The sequence below is a fragment of the Oceanimonas pelagia genome (genome assembly GCF_030849025.1).
Lineage (GTDB): Bacteria > Pseudomonadota > Gammaproteobacteria > Enterobacterales > Aeromonadaceae > Oceanimonas > Oceanimonas pelagia.
This window is the reverse complement of record NZ_CP118224.1, coordinates 517,264-530,963: the sequence shown is the minus strand read 5'-3', so window position 1 is coordinate 530,963 and position 13,700 is coordinate 517,264. Positions and strand designations below refer to the sequence as shown.

Below are 13,700 nucleotides of genomic sequence, written 5' to 3'. Positions count from 1 at the left end.
ATGAACGTATTGGTTATCGGCGGAGGCGGCCGTGAACACGCCCTGGCCTGGAAAGCCGCCCAGTCTCCCAAGGTCAGCCGAGTGTTTGTGGCACCGGGCAACGCCGGCACCGAGCTTGAGCCGGCATTGACCAACGTGGCCATTTCCGCCACCGACATTCCGGCCCTGCTGGCCTTTGCCAAGCAGGAGCAGGTTGAGCTGACTATCGTCGGCCCCGAGGCCCCCCTGGTGGCCGGCGTGGTTGACGCCTTTGAAGCCGACGGCCTGGCCATTTTCGGCCCGACCGCCGGTGCGGCCCAGCTGGAAGGCTCCAAGGCCTTTACCAAGGACTTCCTGGCCCGCCACAACATCCCGACCGCCGCCTACCGGAACTTCACCGAGGTGGAGCCGGCGCTGGAATACCTGCGTGAGCAGGGTGCCCCCATCGTAATAAAGGCCGACGGCCTGGCCGCGGGCAAGGGCGTGATCGTGGCCATGACCCTGGCAGAAGCCGAAGATGCGGTGCGCGACATGCTGGCGGGCAACGCCTTTGGCGACGCCGGCAGCCGGGTGGTGATCGAGGAATTCCTCGAGGGTGAGGAAGCCTCCTTTATCGTGATGGTGGACGGCGAGCACGTGCTGCCCATGGCCACCAGCCAGGATCACAAACGCGTGGGCGACCAGGATACCGGCCCCAACACCGGCGGCATGGGTGCCTACAGCCCGGCCCCGGTGGTGAGCGCCGAAATCCATGATCGCATCATGGAGCGAGTGATCATGCCCACGGTGCGCGGCATGGCGGAAGAAGGCCATGTGTACAAGGGCTTTCTCTATGCCGGCCTGATGATTGACAAGTCAGGTCAGCCCAAGGTGATCGAGTTCAACTGCCGCTTTGGCGATCCGGAAACCCAACCCATTATGCTGCGGCTGAAGTCCGATCTGGTGGAGCTGTGCCTGGCCGGTTGCAAGGGTGAACTGGACCAGGCCACCGCCGAGTTTGACCCGCGCGCTGCCGTGGGCGTGGTGCTGGCCGCCGGCGGTTACCCCGGCGCCTACCGTCAGGGTGACGCCATCACCGGCATTCCCGCCGAGGCCGAAGGTGCCAAGGTGTTCCACGCCGGTACTCAGTTCAGGGGCGATGACGTGGTCACCGCCGGCGGCCGGGTGCTGTGCGCCACCGCCCTGGGCGAGAGCGTCAGCCAGGCCCAGCAAAAGGCCTATGAGCTGACCCGCCAGATTAAATGGGACGGCGTGTTCTTCCGCAACGACATCGCCTGGCGGGCGATCGCACGGGAACAGGCAAAATAAAAGCTGGAAGCCGAAAGTAAAACGGGGCCAGTTTGGCCCCGTTTTTTATTGTCCGGTGATCGCGCCGGCGAAGGAAAGTCAGTCGTCCCCACCCTGCAACTGCGCCGCCAGCCACTGGTCAAAACCGGGCACGGCGCCCAGATGCGGCAACTGGGTGAACTTTACCCCCGGATATTGTTCCTTTTTCTCCGCCAGCACCGAGGGCAGATCCTTCACCACGTGCTTGCCTTCCGCCAGAAAATAGGGGAACAGGGTAATGTCCCGGGCGCCGGCCGCCACCTGGGCGTCGATTACCTGGGCCAGAGACGGCTCCGCCAGCTCCCAGAAGCCGTAGCCCACCAAATCAAAGCCGCCATTCATGGCGGCCATCATACGCTGGGCAAACCCGGCAATCTCCTCGTTGGCGGCCGCCCGCCGGCTGCCGTGGGCGACCAGAATAAAGCCTTTCATGCTACTCCTTGTTGATACACACATCCGGCGGCTGGGCCGCCAGCACGTCCACACAAAAGTCCCAGCAGGCAATGCGGTAGTGCTGTATGTCTTCGTCCAGGTGGGCCCCCTGGGTTTCCTGGTGAAACCAGGTGAGAAAGCGGGACGGGGTGATCAGCTGAACCTGGCTGTCGATGTCGCCATCGTCTTCAAGCAGCTCGGGCACATCGGCCCCTTCCAGCACGCGGTAACCATAGAGATGACCAAAACTGAGCCAGTAAACAATGTGTGGCGGGGTGTCCATGTCGGACGGTACCCCCATGGCCAGCTCCAGGCAGCCGCTCCAGACATCCTGATGCAGCTCGGTGAGCATCAGCCCCGTGGTCAGTCCGCGGGCTCCGGCCCATGGCACGGCGACCTGACGAATTGCGTTCACTTCCATAACAGCCTCCCTGGTTCGGGACAGGACCTGCTTCAGTTATAACAACCTAATGATCGCCGGGGCAAGCGCAGGGTTAAAAAAACCCGGCCTGGGCCGGGTTGGATGTGTTCTGACTGAGTCTTAGTTGACCGCGTCTTTCAGCGCCTTGCCGGCCACAAAGGCGGGCACGTTTGCCGCTGCAATCTGGATTTCCTTGCCGGTTTGCGGGTTGCGACCGGTGCGGGCGGCGCGGTGGTTTACCTTGAAGGTACCAAAGCCCACCAACTGAACAGGATCACCTTCTTTCAGGCTCTGAGTGATACCGTTGAGTACTTCTTCCAGGGCAGCCTTGGCCTGAGCCTTGCTCAGATCGGCCTTGGCGGCGATTGCATCGACAAGCTGAGTCTTGTTCATAGGGTATCCTTTCTCACTTGGCATTAAGCGGTTGCCCACTCTATTCAAATTCCAGGCTCAAGCAAAGCCTTTGGCTCAAGCCCTCACATCAAGTGCCGTTGTTTTGTGCGGAAACTGCGGAAAACATCACATAACCGCGAGAGCAACGCTCCGGGTAAGGCCGGAGCAGTGCTCAGCATAGCCGAGCGGCACGGCCTCTGCCAAGACCCGCGGCCCGGCTCAGGACTCCAGAGCCCGAATCACCACGGTGGAATCGCAGCGCCCCATGCCTTCGGCCAGCAGGCGTTCATAGACCTGGTGCACATGCTCGGTCAGGGGCAGGGTCAGGCCCTGCTGGGCAGCCTCGTCCAGGCAAATGCCCAGATCCTTGTGCATCCACTGGGCGGCAAAACCGAAGTCGAACTGGTCTTCCGCCATGGTCTGCGCCCGGTTCTGCAACTGCCAGCTCTGGGCCGCACCGCCGGCCAGCACCTCGATCAGGGTGGGAATATCCAGGCCGGCCTTTTTGGCGATCATCAGCCCCTCGGCGATGCCCTGCACGGCGCCGATCACACAGATCTGGTTGACCATCTTGCAGCGCTGGCCGGCGCCCACCGGGCCCAGCCGGGTCACCTTCTTGCCGTAGGCCGCCAGCACCGGCGCCGCCTCGGCCACATCGGCCTCACTGCCACCGATCATCACGGTAAGGGCGCCGTTTTCCGCCCCCAGCTGGCCGCCGGACACGGGCGCATCGATAAAGCGCACGCCCCGTTTGCCGGCAGCCTCGGCCAGCTCTTCCGCCAGTCTGGCCGAGGTAGTGGTGTGATCAACCAGCAGGGCGCCGGCCTGCATGCCCGCCAGCACGCCCTCGTCGCCGTAGACAACGGAACGCACGTCGTCGTCGTTACCCACGCACAGCATCACCATGTCGGCGCCCTGTGCCGCCTCGGCCGGGGTAGCACCACTGGTACCACCAAAACGGGCTACCCAGTCCGCCGCCTTTGCTGAATTACGGTTATACACGCACACCTGATGCCCGGCCTGCTGCAGATGGCCGGCCATGGGAAAGCCCATTACGCCCAGTCCGATAAATGCCAGTTTCATGGTTCGGCTCCTTTGAATGAATGTCATCGGCGAGCATGATCCCATGCTTTCGCCCTGAGGAACAAGACGGACCGGCCCCTCAGCCAAACTGGCGCAGCAGTTGACTGTCGTCGTGGCCGGCACGGGCAAACTGCGGGCTGTCCCGAATGATCTGCGCCAGACGGGCGCTCGCCTCATTGAGCCGCTCGGCCACAAACAGGCTGGTGTGGGTTCCGGGCAGGGGTGGCAGGCTCGGCTCCACCACCAACCCCTCTTCCAGAGTGCTGCGGGGAACAATACCCACGCCAATGCCCGCCCGCACCGCCGCCAGTACTCCGGCCCGGCTCTGGCTGGTAAAGGCAATGCGGCAAGGCTTTTCCCATTGCGCCAGCGCTTGCAACGCCGCGTCCCTGTGATAACAGCCTTCCACAAACACCGCCAGTGGCAGGGGCTCCCGCAAATGAGCCGAGTGCACGGCTGAGCGCACCCAGACCAGTTCGTCACGGCCCAGACGCTGGCCGTCATGTGAGTGCAGCGGCATCTCCACCAGGGCCAGATCCAGCTTGCCCTGCTGCACCAGCGTCACCAGCTGCCGGGGACGATGATCGCACTGCACCTCCAGCCGCACTTCGGGGTAATTGACGACAAAGGTTTCCAGCAAGGGCGGCAGGCTGCGGGTGGCGTATTGATCATGAGTGCCGAAGCGCACCTTACCGCCGATGTCCGCGTTCAGAAAGGATCCCAGTATTTGATCATGCTGGTTCAGCAGCAACTGGGCATGGGAGCGCAACTGCTCCCCTGCCGGCGTTAACCGAACGCCGTATTGGCCCCGCTCCAGCAGGCCGGTGGACACCAGATCTTCCAGCCGGCTTAACTGCATGCTGATGGTCGACGGCGCCCGGTGCAGGCGACCGGCGGCCACCGTCAGATTAAGGGTTTCCGCCACCACCACAAAGGTCCGCAGCAGAGCAATGGGCAAATCACGCATGGCAGATTTCAACCTTGTTGAACGAAGATATGAATATTCATCAATTTACCGAAAGCCGGCAAGTGGTCAGGATGTGAGCATGAGCGGTTCATCACAGGATCAAGGAGCGTCAAGGATGAAAATGGCCGTTGTATTTGGCATGAATCAGGTGGTCAGTCATGGCTTTGGCATGTTTTTGTTTGCCGCTCTGGTGCCGCTGATGCGGGACACCCTGGCACTGAGCCACTGGCACCTGGCCGCCATCGGCGCGCTTACCCAGCTGGCCTACCTCACCGGCGCCATGCTGCTTGGTGTGTTTGGTCATCGCCTGGGCACGGAGCGGCTGGCACTGCTCACGGGAGGGCTGACGTCGGTGTTGCTGCTGATCATGGCCGGCCTTGAGCGCCCGCAGGTGATCATAGCGGTACTCACCTGCCTGGCGGCCAGCGCGGCCATCAGCTGGGGCACCCTGGTGGAGATTATCAGCCGCCATGTTCAGCCCAACCAACGCTCAACCTGCCTGTCCACCGTCTCAAGCGGCACCGCCTGGGGCTATGGACTGAATGGCCTGCTGATCCTGCTGGTGGTGCCGGTGCTGGGCTGGCGACAGGCCTGGTTACTGGCGAGCGGAACCGGCCTGCTGGTGGTACTGCTGACCTGGCAACTGCTGAAAGGCCTGAAAAAGCCCGTTGCCGCCGCTGCCATTGCCGCTCCCGGCATGTCCGCGTCACGGTTGCTTGTGGTCATTTGCCGTGAACGCACCGCCTTGCTGGCCTGCCTGATCTGTTTTCTCGCCGGCCTGACCACCATGCCTTTTTCCAGCTGGCTCAATACCTACCTGGACCAGCTGGCCCTGCCCGCCAGCCTCGGCGGCTATACCTGGACCACGGTGGGCGTTACCGGCATGGTAGCCGGCCTGCTCACCGGCAGGCTGGCCGACCGGCATGGCCACGGCCTGGCCCTGCTGGTGATCTTCAGCGGCTTTGCCCTCGGTATGCTGGCGTTTGTGTATAATCCCGCCCGGTTTGCCCTGGTGGCCGGCTTTGGCTATGGCCTGATGTATTTTCCCATGTGGGGCATTCTGGCGGGCTGGGTGGGCAGGCACTATTGCGCAACGGCCACCATGCAGATAAGCGGAGCCTGCATGGTCACCTTCGGCCTGGGCGGCACCGCGGGCAACCTGCTGGCCGGTTACCTGCGTGCAGCCACCGGCTCACTGGATGCGGTTTTCGTTGCTCTGGCGGGAGCCGCAGTTTTACCGGTGCTGCTGGCAGGCTGGATATGGGCCAGGGGCTCTGCAGTGGTTCCCGGCACTCCGGCGCCGGAAACCCCGCTGCCCTGACATGCCCCCTGCCTTTGCGTCAGCCAGCAGGGGAAGCATGGCCGTTACTCATCCACGACCGGCATCGGTGCTTTCAAAGATCCTGTCCGCCGAGGCCGCCACAAAGCCGGTATAGAGCTCGCCGTCGGGTTTGGGATAGCGCAGGGCAAACTCGTAAAAGCAGCTGGGCAGGGCCGCTTCACCGTCGGTAAACTGCACCAGGGCGGTGTCGGCCAGGGTGGACGACTGCTCCAGCAGCACCCCGGGCGAGCCCTTGATCTCGCCGCCGGCGTCATTGAGGCGGAATCCCGCCTGCTTGAGGGCACTGTTCACCGCCTCCAGGCTGTCGTAATCCTTGAGGTGGTTCACGCTCACGGTAAAGTGGTTGGCGCGATACCCATAGGCCGCCAGCCAGCCGGCATATTCGCTTTCCGCGGCCAGGGTCTGGTAGTCGGCGTAGCACAGGCGCCAGGGCGCCCCGGAATAGAGAAAGTCTTCCCGTGCGGTCAGGCCGTCATCCACCTGCGCGACCAGCCCGGCCACAATACGCTGCAATTCCGGTGAGCACTGCTCCAGCAACAGCTCGCTGATAAACACCTTGGGCACCGTCGGGTCCGGGTGCTCATAGTGGCGGGCGTAAAGCTTCTTGGCCTCAAAGTGGTACTCGCCCTTTTGCTCGTAGCCCAGCGCCAGAAAATGGGCCGCCAGCTTGTCCAGGCCCAGCCTGGGATGATTAAAGGTGCGAAACGCCACATGATCGTTGACGATGGCCTCACCGCCGCCCAGCAACTGGTGAATTTTCAGCGCGCTGGGGGTCACGGCCAGGTAATGCTGCCACAGGGCCTCGAACAATGCGTTGACTGACGTATGCATGGCACTCACTCTCCTTGTGTTCCTTAAAAGCTGAGCCCGGGCGACAGGGTCTCGGGCATGACCAGATCTTCCCCTTCCACCGAGGCCACCGGATAGGCGCAATAATCGGCGGCATACCAGGCGCTGGCTCTGTGGTTACCACTTTCCCCCACTCCGCCAAAGGGCGCGGCACTGGAAGCGCCGGTAATGGGCCGGTTGCGGTTGACGATGCCGGCACGAATGTGGCGATAGAAGTAGTCCCAGTCGGCTTCACTGTCGGACAGCAGGCCCGCCGACAGGCCGTAGCGGGTACGGTTGGCGATGGTCAGCGCCTCAGGCAGATCCTGATAGCGGATCACCTGCAGCAGCGGACCGAAATATTCCTCGTCGGGCAGCCGGGCCACACCGGTCACGTCCACGATGCCCGGTGACACCAGGCCGGTGCCCGCTTGCAGGTGCTTCAGCATCAGCAACGACGTGCCGCCAAAGGCCAGCAGATGGGCCTGGGCCGCCACCATGCCGCGAGCGGCACGCTCGGAGATCATGGAGCCCATAAAGGGCTGGGGATCGGCGTCGTACTGGCCCACACGAATGGCCCGGGTGACCGCCACCAGCCGCGCCAGCAGCCGGTCGCCGGCTTCGCCCTGCGGCACCAGCAGACGGCGGGCGCAGGTGCAGCGCTGGCCCGAGGTAATAAAGGCCGACTGCACAATGGCGTGCACGGCGGCGTCTTCATCGGACACATCGGTCACCACCAGGGGGTTATTGCCCCCCATCTCCAGCGCCAGGATCTTGCCCGGCTGGCCGGCGTACTGCTGGTGCAGCAATTTGCCGGTGTTGGACGATCCGGTGAAGAACAGGCCGTCGATGTCCTCGTGAGCCGCCAGCGCCTTGCCGGTGCTCACTTCGCCCTGTACCAGGTTGAGCACGCCGGCGGGCAGGCCCGCTTCCGCCCACAGCCGCACCGTCTCCTGAGCCACCAGCGGCGTCAGCTCCGACGGCTTGAACACCACGGTATTACCGGCGATCAGCGCCGGCACTATGTGGCCGTTGGGCAGGTGACCGGGAAAATTGTAGGGGCCGAATACCGCCACCACGCCGTGGGGCTTGTGCCGCACAAAGGCGCGGGCGCCGGGCATGGGGTTTTCCACCGTGCCGGTGCGCTCGAAATAGGCCTTTTCGGAAATGCCGGCCTTGCCCACCATGGCGCCCACCTCGGTCTGCGCCTCCCACTCGGGCTTGCCGGTTTCCCGGGCAATCAGTTTCGCCAGTTGCGGCTTGTGCCGCTCCAGCAGACCGGCAAAGGTCCTGACCACGGCCAGGCGTTCTTCCAGCGGACGAAAGGCCCAGTCGGCGCTGGCCGCCCGGGCCGCCGCCACCGCGGCGTCCACCTGGGTGGCATCGGCGGCCGCCCCCTGCCAGATCACCTCGTTTTTGGCCGGATCGAGAGATTCAAACATCTCTCCCGCTCCCGCCAGCCACTGACCATTGATGTATTGCACGGCTTCAGTCATGGTGTTTCAACTCCGCTACCCTGACGGTATCTCCGTCTTCCACTTTCAGCAGGCGTGCGACCTTGGCGGTCAGCACCGCCTGCCCCTGTTGTTCGTTCACCGCCATGTCGCCCAGCAGGGCGCGAAAGCCCTCAAAGCGGGTGTTGCTGATCAAATGGGTTCTGGCCTGCACCGGGTGACCAATGCGCACCGTCAGCCGGCGGCTGCTGCGCACGGTGCGTATATGGCGCACTTCGCATTCCACCGTGGGGCCGGCGTCGAAAATATCGACATACCCTCGCCAGCAGAACCCCTCCTCCTCCAGCAGGTGCAGGGCCGGCCGGGTCTTGTCGTGGGTCTTGCCGATCACCGCCCGCGCCTCTTTTGACAACAGGCTGACGTAAATCGGGTACTTGGGCATGAGGTCGGCAATAAAGCCTTTCTGGCCGATGCCGGTGAGGTAATCCACGGTGGGGAAGTCCATGGAGAAAAAATGCTCCTGCAACCAGCTCCAGAACGGGCTGTTGCCGGCGTCATCGGAAACCCCGCGCATCTCCGCCAGCACCCGCTGATCGAACAGCTCGGGAAATTCGGCCAGGAACAGAAAACGGCATTTCGACAGCAGCCGGCCGTTCAGCCCCTGGCGGGCGGGCTCGCGTAAAAACAGGGTACACAGCTCGCTCACCCCGGTGTAGTCGTTGGTAAGCGTCAGGGTTTCCACCACGTTGTGAATGCCCAGCTTGCGGGAGCTGTGCACCTGCTTGCCCAGCAGGTAGGTATAGAAGGGAGACGACAGCCCCACCGCCGACTCCAGCGCCGTGGTGCCCAGCACCTCGCCGGTTTCGCTGTCTTCGGCCACAAAAAAGTAAAGGCACTCACCCTTGCCGCCGGCCCGGCTGGCAAAGGATGCCATGGAATGATCGATCTTGTTTTGCAGCAGTTCGTCGTTCACCGGCAGCGAGGTGAAACCATGGCCGGATTCGATGGCGATCTGCTTGAGAATGGCGAAATCACGCTGCTCTATGGGTCTTATCACCAGCATGCAGCACTCCTTATGACGATGTTGGCGGGGCACCCCTGCCCCGCCGGTAACTACGGTGGCGACCTCAGCCGTTGACCACCCGGGCCACGGCACGCTCAAAACGGGCCAGGCCTTCCTGTACTTCTTCCCGTGTGATCACCAGCGAGGGCGCAAAGCGCACCACATTGGCGCCGGCGATCAGCACCATCAGTCCCTCTTCCGAGGCGGCCGTCAGAAAATCCTTGGCCCGCCCCTGGAACTGCTCGTTGAGCACACAGCCCAGCAGCAGCCCCTTGCCGCGAACTTCCGTAAAGCAGCGGTGTTTTTCATTGATTTTAGCCAGCTCTTCGCGGAACCAGCCTTCGCGCTCCTTCACGCCGGCCAGCACCTCGGGGGTATTGACGGTGTCGAAGGCGGCCTCGGCCACGGCGCAGGCCAGGGGGTTGCCGCCGTAGGTGGAGCCATGAGTGCCCGGCTTGAGCGAGGCGGCAATGTCGGCGCGGGTGAGCATGGCGCCGATGGGAAAACCGCCGCCCAGGGCCTTGGCGCTGGTGAGAATGTCGGGAGTGACGCCGGTATCCATGTAGGCATAAAGGGCGCCGGTGCGGCCCACACCGGTCTGTACCTCGTCAAACACCAGCAGCGCCTGGTGCTGATCGCACAGCTCGCGCACCGCCTGCACAAACTCCGGTGCAGGGCTGATGATGCCGCCTTCGCCCTGCAGCGGCTCCATTACCACGGCACAGGTGCGGCTGGACATGATGGCCTTGAGCGCCTCGAGATCATTGTAGGGAACGTGATCGATATCGGCGGGTTTGGGGCCGAAACCGTCGGAATAGGCGGCCTGACCACCCACGGTCACGGTAAAGAAGGTGCGACCGTGAAAGCCCTGCTGAAAGGCGATGATCTGGGTTTTTTCCGCTCCAAAGTGCTCAATGGCGTAACGGCGGGCCAGCTTGAGTGCCGCCTCGTTGGCCTCGGCACCGGAATTGCAGAAATACACCCGCTCGGCAAAGGTGGCGTCCACCAGCTTCTTGCCCAGACGCAGCGCCGGCTCGTTGGTCCAGACGTTGCTCAGGTGCCAGAGCTTTTCACCCTGCTCCTTGAGCGCACGCACCAGCGCCGGGTGACAATGGCCAAGGCAGTTGACCGCAATGCCGCCGGCAAAGTCGATAAATTCCTTGCCCTGCTGATCCCAGACCCGGGCTCCCTGGCCCCGAACCGGAATGCTCTGGGCGGGTGCATAGTTGGGCACCATCACCTGGTCAAACAGTTCGCGGGTAACAGTCATATCAGACATGCTTTCTTCCTCCGGTTACCGCAGCATGTTCTGCGATAAAAGTTAAATCCATGTAAACACGCGAGCATTATCGCAAAGTGACCGCAACTTGTCTCTATACAAAGTCACAACTTTGGTTATTTATTTTTGACCAGTTGAAAATTGTAGTCATTTATCTTGCATAAGCTCGCAACTCGCCGAGCCCGGACCGGCGACCTCAAGGCACCGGTTGCATAAACAGGCATGAAAAAAAATTTTGCGCCGGACTCACACTCATTATTCCCGGTGGTGCAATGGCTTGCGAGCGAGAAAGTCTGATGGGGAAAACAAGAAAAACTAATAGTTGGCTGTGGCAGGGAATGACTGGGCCGGCTTTACCTCGGGCCAAAACAGCATGCCTGGCAACAGCGCTCCGGCTGCCAGGAGATGTCCTTGTGCGCAATCGACAGGACGCGTGAGTTTGCCGTCCTGCCAGCCGGAAAGTGATTACAGCAGAGTAAGGAAATTGCGCAGCAACTGGTGGCCACCTTCGGTGAGAATGCTTTCCGGGTGAAACTGCACGCTATGCACCGGCAAACTCTGGTGCTGCATGCCCATGATCTCGTCGCGCTCACCCGGTTTCTGTTCGCTCCAGGCGGTGATCTCAAAGCAGGCAGGCAGACTGCCGGCTTCAACCACCAGGGAATGGTAGCGGGTGACGGTCAGCGGATCGGGCAGTTGTGCAAACAGGCCGGTGCCGCTGTGGCGAATGGCCGAGGTCTTGCCGTGCATCACTTGCCGGGCCCGGACCACCCGGCCGCCAAAGGCCTGGGCAATGGCCTGATGACCCAGGCACACCCCCAGTATCGGCAGCTCGCCGGTAAAGCGCTCAATGGCCGCCAGTGATACCCCGGCCTCGTTGGGCGTGCAGGGACCGGGGGAAATGATCAGCCCCGCCGGCGCCAGGGCGGCGATTTCATCCAGACCGATGTCGTCGTTGCGGCGCACCACCACCTCCTGCCCCAGTTCACCAAAATACTGCACCAGATTCCAGGTAAAGGAGTCGTAGTTGTCGATCATCAGCAGCATGAGAAGAAAGCCTTAAGGTCACAGCAAAACACGGGGCGCATCTTCGCACGTATCGGTTTGGCGGAAAACCTTGAGCCGGCTTTGGCGTACTCGCCAGTTGCTGTTCCCGCCTTGCCTGGCTCAGTACACTCTGGGCAGATCGCCGATGCGGGTGGTGTAGGCAGGTGACAGGAATGCCCGCTTCATTTGCCAGCCTTGCCGGGTGCCTTCGGCGGCCAGAAATACGCGCCCTTTACCGGAACGGTTGATACGGTCCATGACCTGCATCAGCGCCCGGCTGCGGGGTTTGCTCTCATGCACCTCAAACAGGCCGGGCTGAAAACTGCCCGGCGGCCAGAAGTCGGTCAGCATGACCGCCGCCTTCTGGTAGACAAGCCCGGGCCGCCAGATATGCAGCAGACAATGGCAGGCCGCCTGCACCAGCTCTCGACTGTCGTCGGTGGGCAACGGCAGCTCGGCCATGGCGCTGTTGCCGTAAAAGGGCTCGTTCATGGCAAAGGGGCTGGTGCGCACCGCTACGCGCACCAGCCGGCAGTATTGCTTCTGCTCCCGCAGTTTTTCCGCCGCCCGGCCGGCATACTGGCTGACCGCTTCCCTCAACGGCTGCCACTCGCTCACCCGCCCACCAAAACTGCGGGAGCTGATGATTTGCCGTTTAGGCTCGGGCAACTGATGCAGCGCCAGGCAACTTTCCCCGTTGAGCTCGCAGATGGTGCGTTCCATTACCACCGAAAAGTGCCGGCGCATGACCTTGGCATTAGCCTGGGCCAGCTGCCCGGCGGTGTGAATGCCAAGCCCCCGCAACCGACGGGCCAGCCGGAGGCCAATCCCCCACACCTCATCCACCGGCACCCGTTGCAACAGCCGCTGCCGGCGCTGCGGGCACGTCAGATCCACCACACCGCCGGTGGCAGGCCAGCGTTTGGCGGCGTAATTGGCAAGCTTGGCCAGGGTCTTGCTGGGGGCGACGCCCACCCCCACCGTGATGCCGGTCCAGCGTTGCACGGTGGCACGAACATGCGCCCCCAGGGCGGCCGGCGCCTGAATACCTGACAGATCGGCAAAGGCCTCGTCAATGGAATACACCTCCACCCGCGGCGCCAGTTGTTCCAGCACGCTCATCACCCGGGCGGAAATATCCGCATAGAGTGCATAGTTGCTGGAAAACGCCACACCGCCGGCGCGTTCAAACTGCGCCTTCACCCTGAACCAGGGTGCTCCCATGGGCACGCCAAGAGCTTTGGCCTCGGCGCTGCGGGACACCACGCAACCGTCGTTGTTGGACAACACCACTATGGGCCGGCCGGCCAGATCAGGGCGAAACAGCCGCTCACAGGACACGTAAAAGTTGTTGCAGTCCACCAGTGCAAACAGGAGGTTCATGGCACCAGCCTGCGCACCACGCTGGTGACCACGCCAAAGATCTCGAGGCTGGTCCCCTCGCCCGGTACCAGCGGCGCATAGTGTGAGTTTTCCGCCACCAGCCGTACCTCAGGGTGAAGCTCCAGCCGCTTGCAGGTCATTTCACCGTTGACGCAGGCAATCACAATGCGGCCATGAGAGGCTTCCAGACTGCGATCCACCACCAGCAGATCGCCGGGATAAATGCCGGCGTTGATCATGCTGTCACCGGCGGCCTGCACCAGATAGGTGGCCGCCGGATGACGAATGCAGTAGTCGTTGAGATCGATGCCCTGCTCCACGTAATCCCGGGCCGGACTGGGAAACCACAGGAAATCCGCTCCGCCAGCAGCGGCAGCAAGAAATGCCGGTGCGCCTGCATCGGCCCCATTAAAGTTGCCATATTTATCCGCCAAATCACTGTATATAAAAACAGTATATTTCGAATTCTGCCAGGCGCAATGTTCAAATATCAAAATGGCCCCGCCCATGTTTCCATAAGACCACGCCCGCCCGGTGGCAAGCGGATTGCCGGGCCTGGTAAAGGGCATGATCGGCGGCTTTCGGCACGGCCTTGATGCCGGCATGCGGCTCGGCAAAATGGCTCCCAAATAACATGGTAAAACGCCACTCCATGTCGTTTTCAAGAATAATCCGAAGCCGGCCCTGGCATTTGCCAACGGCG

General features: G+C 62.5%; 14 protein-coding genes. 2 read left to right on the top strand and 12 right to left on the bottom strand.

All coding sequences use genetic code 11. From position 1 onward, the window contains the following. Positions 1-1,287 carry a phosphoribosylamine--glycine ligase gene (gene purD, locus PU634_RS02460; RefSeq protein WP_306762492.1) on the top strand — a complete coding sequence of 429 codons (1,287 nt, stop codon included), beginning with the start codon at positions 1-3 and terminating at the stop codon, positions 1,285-1,287. A 78-nt stretch (positions 1,288-1,365) separates the two neighbouring features. On the opposite strand, the gene PU634_RS02455 is transcribed toward purD, so the two are convergent. The 5 genes from PU634_RS02455 to PU634_RS02435 all read right to left on the bottom strand — a co-directional run bounded on the left by PU634_RS02455 (position 1,366) and on the right by PU634_RS02435 (position 4,601). Further along, the gene (locus PU634_RS02455; RefSeq protein ID WP_306762491.1) at positions 1,366-1,737 is read right to left on the bottom strand and encodes a sirohydrochlorin chelatase; all 372 of its coding nucleotides are present in this window, start codon (positions 1,735-1,737) and stop codon (positions 1,366-1,368) included. Position 1,738: 1 nt separating this feature from the next. Continuing rightward, complete coding sequence (locus PU634_RS02450) at positions 1,739-2,158, bottom strand: hypothetical protein (RefSeq protein WP_306762490.1); 420 nt, start codon at positions 2,156-2,158, stop codon at positions 1,739-1,741. A gap of 120 nt (positions 2,159-2,278) precedes the next feature. Continuing rightward, positions 2,279-2,551: a nucleoid-associated protein HU-alpha gene (hupA, locus tag PU634_RS02445; protein ID WP_014293303.1), complete on the bottom strand. Its 273-nt coding sequence runs from the start codon at positions 2,549-2,551 to the stop codon at positions 2,279-2,281. 219 nt (positions 2,552-2,770) lie between these two features. Next, entirely contained in the window at positions 2,771-3,634 is an 864-nt protein-coding gene (locus tag PU634_RS02440; RefSeq protein WP_306762489.1) for an NAD(P)-dependent oxidoreductase, read from the bottom strand. Positions 3,635-3,713: 79 nt separating this feature from the next. Next, positions 3,714-4,601 carry a LysR family transcriptional regulator gene (locus tag PU634_RS02435; protein ID WP_306762488.1) on the bottom strand — a complete coding sequence of 296 codons (888 nt, stop codon included), beginning with the start codon at positions 4,599-4,601 and terminating at the stop codon, positions 3,714-3,716. 115 nt (positions 4,602-4,716) lie between these two features. On the opposite strand from PU634_RS02435, the gene PU634_RS02430 reads away from it, so the two are divergent. Then, positions 4,717-5,922, top strand: a complete 1,206-nt coding sequence (locus PU634_RS02430; RefSeq protein WP_306762487.1) for an MFS transporter — start codon at positions 4,717-4,719, stop codon at positions 5,920-5,922. 48 nt (positions 5,923-5,970) lie between these two features. On the opposite strand, the gene PU634_RS02425 is transcribed toward PU634_RS02430, so the two are convergent. The 7 genes from PU634_RS02425 to umuD all read right to left on the bottom strand — a co-directional run bounded on the left by PU634_RS02425 (position 5,971) and on the right by umuD (position 13,431). After that, positions 5,971-6,774, bottom strand: coding sequence for a DUF1338 domain-containing protein (locus PU634_RS02425; RefSeq protein WP_306762486.1), 804 nt, complete (start codon positions 6,772-6,774; stop codon positions 5,971-5,973). Positions 6,775-6,797: 23 nt separating this feature from the next. Next, a complete protein-coding gene (gene astD / locus PU634_RS02420; RefSeq protein ID WP_306762485.1) occupies positions 6,798-8,267 on the bottom strand; it encodes a succinylglutamate-semialdehyde dehydrogenase in 1,470 nt (489 codons plus the stop codon). Continuing rightward, positions 8,260-9,288, bottom strand: coding sequence for an arginine N-succinyltransferase (gene astA, locus PU634_RS02415; RefSeq protein ID WP_306762484.1), 1,029 nt, complete (start codon positions 9,286-9,288; stop codon positions 8,260-8,262). Before astA ends, astD begins: the two co-directional genes overlap by 8 nt. 64 nt (positions 9,289-9,352) lie before the next feature. Next, entirely contained in the window at positions 9,353-10,567 is a 1,215-nt protein-coding gene (locus PU634_RS02410; RefSeq protein ID WP_306762483.1) for an aspartate aminotransferase family protein, read from the bottom strand. 465 nt (positions 10,568-11,032) lie between these two features. Continuing rightward, the gene (locus PU634_RS02405; protein ID WP_306762482.1) at positions 11,033-11,614 is read right to left on the bottom strand and encodes an anthranilate synthase component II; all 582 of its coding nucleotides are present in this window, start codon (positions 11,612-11,614) and stop codon (positions 11,033-11,035) included. A gap of 120 nt (positions 11,615-11,734) precedes the next feature. Next, positions 11,735-12,997 carry a translesion error-prone DNA polymerase V subunit UmuC gene (gene umuC / locus PU634_RS02400; RefSeq protein WP_371319617.1) on the bottom strand — a complete coding sequence of 421 codons (1,263 nt, stop codon included), beginning with the start codon at positions 12,995-12,997 and terminating at the stop codon, positions 11,735-11,737. After that, entirely contained in the window at positions 12,994-13,431 is a 438-nt protein-coding gene (gene umuD / locus PU634_RS02395) for a translesion error-prone DNA polymerase V autoproteolytic subunit (protein WP_306762481.1), read from the bottom strand. The genes umuC and umuD overlap by 4 nt, the downstream gene beginning before the upstream one ends. Between the last annotated feature and the right edge of the window lie 269 nt (positions 13,432-13,700).

What these genes read in the sequence shown, in the direction of transcription:
- purD (WP_306762492.1), top strand. Translation starts at nt 1, where the DNA reads ATGAACGTATTGGTTATCGGCGGAGGCGGCCGTGAACACGCCCTGGCC.
- PU634_RS02455 (WP_306762491.1), bottom strand. Translation starts at nt 1,737, where the DNA reads ATGAAAGGCTTTATTCTGGTCGCCCACGGCAGCCGGCGGGCGGCCGCC.
- PU634_RS02450 (WP_306762490.1), bottom strand. Translation starts at nt 2,158, where the DNA reads ATGGAAGTGAACGCAATTCGTCAGGTCGCCGTGCCATGGGCCGGAGCC.
- hupA (WP_014293303.1), bottom strand. Translation starts at nt 2,551, where the DNA reads ATGAACAAGACTCAGCTTGTCGATGCAATCGCCGCCAAGGCCGATCTG.
- PU634_RS02440 (WP_306762489.1), bottom strand. Translation starts at nt 3,634, where the DNA reads ATGAAACTGGCATTTATCGGACTGGGCGTAATGGGCTTTCCCATGGCC.
- PU634_RS02435 (WP_306762488.1), bottom strand. Translation starts at nt 4,601, where the DNA reads ATGCGTGATTTGCCCATTGCTCTGCTGCGGACCTTTGTGGTGGTGGCG.
- PU634_RS02430 (WP_306762487.1), top strand. Translation starts at nt 4,717, where the DNA reads ATGAAAATGGCCGTTGTATTTGGCATGAATCAGGTGGTCAGTCATGGC.
- PU634_RS02425 (WP_306762486.1), bottom strand. Translation starts at nt 6,774, where the DNA reads ATGCATACGTCAGTCAACGCATTGTTCGAGGCCCTGTGGCAGCATTAC.
- astD (WP_306762485.1), bottom strand. Translation starts at nt 8,267, where the DNA reads ATGACTGAAGCCGTGCAATACATCAATGGTCAGTGGCTGGCGGGAGCG.
- astA (WP_306762484.1), bottom strand. Translation starts at nt 9,288, where the DNA reads ATGCTGGTGATAAGACCCATAGAGCAGCGTGATTTCGCCATTCTCAAG.
- PU634_RS02410 (WP_306762483.1), bottom strand. Translation starts at nt 10,567, where the DNA reads ATGTCTGATATGACTGTTACCCGCGAACTGTTTGACCAGGTGATGGTG.
- PU634_RS02405 (WP_306762482.1), bottom strand. Translation starts at nt 11,614, where the DNA reads ATGCTGCTGATGATCGACAACTACGACTCCTTTACCTGGAATCTGGTG.
- umuC (WP_371319617.1), bottom strand. Translation starts at nt 12,997, where the DNA reads ATGAACCTCCTGTTTGCACTGGTGGACTGCAACAACTTTTACGTGTCC.